This window comes from Ruminococcus sp. (assembly GCF_045129435.1).
GTDB lineage: Bacteria > Bacillota > Clostridia > Oscillospirales > Acutalibacteraceae > Ruminococcoides.
Genome location: NZ_JBGVJL010000146.1, coordinates 1 through 3178, shown reverse-complemented (window position 1 = coordinate 3178; position 3178 = coordinate 1). Strand labels below are relative to the sequence as shown.

Annotated in this window: 2 protein-coding genes; one reads left to right on the top strand and one right to left on the bottom strand. The window is 40.0% G+C overall.

The window, feature by feature from the left end:
* Positions 1–99 precede the first annotated feature (99 nt).
* The gene (locus ACJMMI_RS06985) at positions 100–954 is read right to left on the bottom strand and encodes a hypothetical protein (RefSeq protein WP_405354508.1); all 855 of its coding nucleotides are present in this window, start codon (positions 952–954) and stop codon (positions 100–102) included.
* A 233-nt stretch (positions 955–1187) separates the two neighbouring features.
* On the opposite strand from ACJMMI_RS06985, the gene ACJMMI_RS06980 reads away from it, so the two are divergent.
* The gene (locus ACJMMI_RS06980; RefSeq protein ID WP_405354507.1) at positions 1188–2780 is read left to right on the top strand and encodes a recombinase family protein; all 1593 of its coding nucleotides are present in this window, start codon (positions 1188–1190) and stop codon (positions 2778–2780) included.
* Positions 2781–3178 lie beyond the last annotated feature (398 nt).

Here is a 3178-nt window from a genome sequence, read left to right as displayed (position 1 = left end):
TCGTAATAAACATAGTGTTGTGTTTTTTGTTGATGACTTTAGTATTAGCCCCGTTGGGATTGCAGAATTTACTGCGCTCCCAACGGGGCTTTTTTGTTTTTAGATATTAACTTTTACTCTGCTAACACCGTTGCTTACTTCTCTTGTGAGTATGGTATTAGGTATCTTGCAAAGCCACTTTTTGCTGAAATTGGTATTCCCATAATAGCAATCAAAGTTTGCTATGGGCAGTACAACCCAATCGCTATCTTCATTCTTGTTTGCTTCGTAAAAGCCAACCACGCCACAAACCAACTCAAGCGGAGCGCCATTCAAATCAAGAGTTTGCAAAGCTGCATATTTTTCGGGCGGTAATATATATTCTTCCGTTCTGAGTGCGCCAAGTTCTAATGCATCAGCGATTATGTCATCAAAGCGCAACGCCCACGCTGCTTTAGTGTTAAGGGCGAATATCGGCACCTGTAACTGACGGACTTTCTTTTTCCACTCTGCCTTAAAGCCTTTGCTAATTCCCACAACGGTTGTCTTTGCTTTTTCACTAACAACAGTTGGATTTTTCTTTACAAACTTAATAATGTCTTGAATATGTCTGTAATACCAACCCTCACCCTTGCTGTTTACAAGTTCAGGAAAATTGGTAGAAAGCTCTGCGAAATTTACGAAAGGTTTATCCTCGTTTTTATCGGGAATACTACACCAAGCGCAAAGGGCATTTCTCGCATATTCTATACGGGTGTATGGATCACCATCAAATAAACTACCGTTTTTATTATGAAAAATATATCCTCTTGCGATAATGGTTAGTATTCTGCCAAAGCCTTCAAAGTCGGTTATGGTCTTAAAGGAAAACCGCCCGAGATAGGAAAAGTCGTGCTTGCTTGCGGCAGAATATTTCGGCTTTTCGGTATATGCTTTAAATTCTAACCACTCGTTTGTCATTGCCACAATCTCCATTTCTTTTTCGGCTTAGTTTCGGTATACAAATGGCTTCGGTCTATCGTTTGTTCCAATACCACAGACGGTAAAACTTCTAATGCAAATTGACGTTTGCCAAGAGCAACCGCACATTTCACTACTTCAACGTAATCAAGACAGTTCTTACCGTTTACCGGATGAATGATATTAAGGCAGTTTCGTATAATCTGTTCCTTGTAATCCGTTTGAGCAGTTATACCCGACAATAACGTTTGCAAATCCTTACTGTCGCCCTTTTGCTTTGCTATGCCAAGAAGAATGGTTATCTACACACCGAGTTTTTCGTAGACGATGGTATTTCGGGTACAACCTTCGACCGCCCTGATTTTCAGCGTATGCAAAGAATGGTTGAAAACGGAGAGATTGGAACAATCATCGTAAAAGACTTGTCCCGTTTCGGTCGTGAAAGTATTGAAATGGGTCGTTTGGTTCAGATTGTATATCCATCACTCGGAGTGACTTTTATCGCTATCCAAGAAAACGTAAACACTGCTACTGGCACGGGACTCGAAACAATGCCATTTCATAATATTTTCAATGAATGGTATGCAGAGCAAACAAGCAAAAAGATAAAAGCTGTATGGAAAGCAAAAGCTAATAATGGCGAGCGTGTAGCTTCGGCGGTACCGTTTGGGTATATGAAATCTACTGAAGATCCTAAACAATGGATTATAGACGAACCTGCAGCAAAAGTTGTTAGATATGTTTTTGAACTATGTATCGCAGGACTCGGACCAATGCAAATTGCAAAACGCCTCGAAAGTGAGAAGATTGTAACTCCAACAGAATATTTTTATAGCGTTGGAAGAAAGACTTCGAATCCAAGACCTGCAAATCCATATAGATGGGATCAGGTATCTGTGGTTCGTATTCTAGAAAACAAACAGTACACGGGTTGTACAGTTAATTTTAAAAGCACCTTTGTGAGTTTCAAGGTGAAGAAAAAAGTCCTTCTCCCTGAAGAAGATTGGCAGATTATACCCAACACTCAAGAAGCTATCATTGATGAGGACACTTTTGATAGGGTTGCCGAACTTAGAAAACATCGCCGCCGTAATACTGCAACAGGAAAGACAAGTATGTTTGCTGGACTTTTGTATTGTGCGGATTGCGGTTCTAAACTTTATTATGCCACCGCAAAAAGCATTAAAGAACACCAAGAGTTTTACCGTTGTTCGCAGTATAAGGAAAAGAGAGGTACTTGTACAATTCACTATATTCGTGATGTGGTACTCAAAGAAATGGTGCTAGAAACAATAAGAAGGGTTGCAAAATACGTCACAGAATATGAGCCGGTATTCCTTTATCTTTTTGCAAAGAAAAATACAATTGGCAGAGCAACGACTATAAGAAATATGAAATCCAAAATTGAAAAATCCAAACAGCGCATTAAGGAACTCGATAAGTTGATTGAGCGTATATATGAGGATAATGTGCTCGGTAAGATTTCGGATGATCGTTTTTATCGTATGTCTGCCAACTTTGAAAAAGAGCAAAAAGAATTGCTCGCCGCAGTTGAACACGACGAGCAGAAGGTCAGAGATGCAGAGCAAGAGAAAATAAATCTTAATATTTTCCTTGAAGCTATTCGTGAGTGTACTGACTTAAAAGAATTAACACCCACTCTTGTAAACACATTGATTAAGCGGATAGAAGTTCATAATAGCACGAAAGATGAACACGGTCACACGCACGTTCCCATCGATATTTACTTTACTGCGGTTGGAATTATTAATATTCCTACCGAAGAAGAACTGATTGCGGCAATGGAAGAAATGCGAGAAAGGCCGCTGAAATCCGCTTAAATAAAGGAAAAAGGCATAGCCCGTGGGGGCTATGCCATATCCTGCGAAAAAACTGTCCTTTAGAGTACACCCCTAAAGGTGGCTGTTTTTTCTTTTTGCTTGAACGATGTGTTCCCTTAGGGAACGTGATATGTGCGGCTGTGGCGCATGTGTTGAAGGCGAAGTAGAGAACACATCACATCACTGTGCAGTAGCTCAACATCACTTACCCGACAGGGCATATATCGCCTTACAATTGAAACAAAACCTTTTAATTTTGCTTAAATTTCAGAATCGAAATCCTTACCGCAGACCGCCGCAACGGTCATAAACATTGTTTTAATGTCGCCAAAAAAGCTGAATTTTTTTATAGCATCGAGGTTGTACTTCATTTTCTCGGGCAGAATGTCGTTAATATA

What these genes read in the sequence shown, in the direction of transcription:
- ACJMMI_RS06985 (WP_405354508.1), bottom strand. Translation starts at nt 954, where the DNA reads ATGGAGATTGTGGCAATGACAAACGAGTGGTTAGAATTTAAAGCATAT.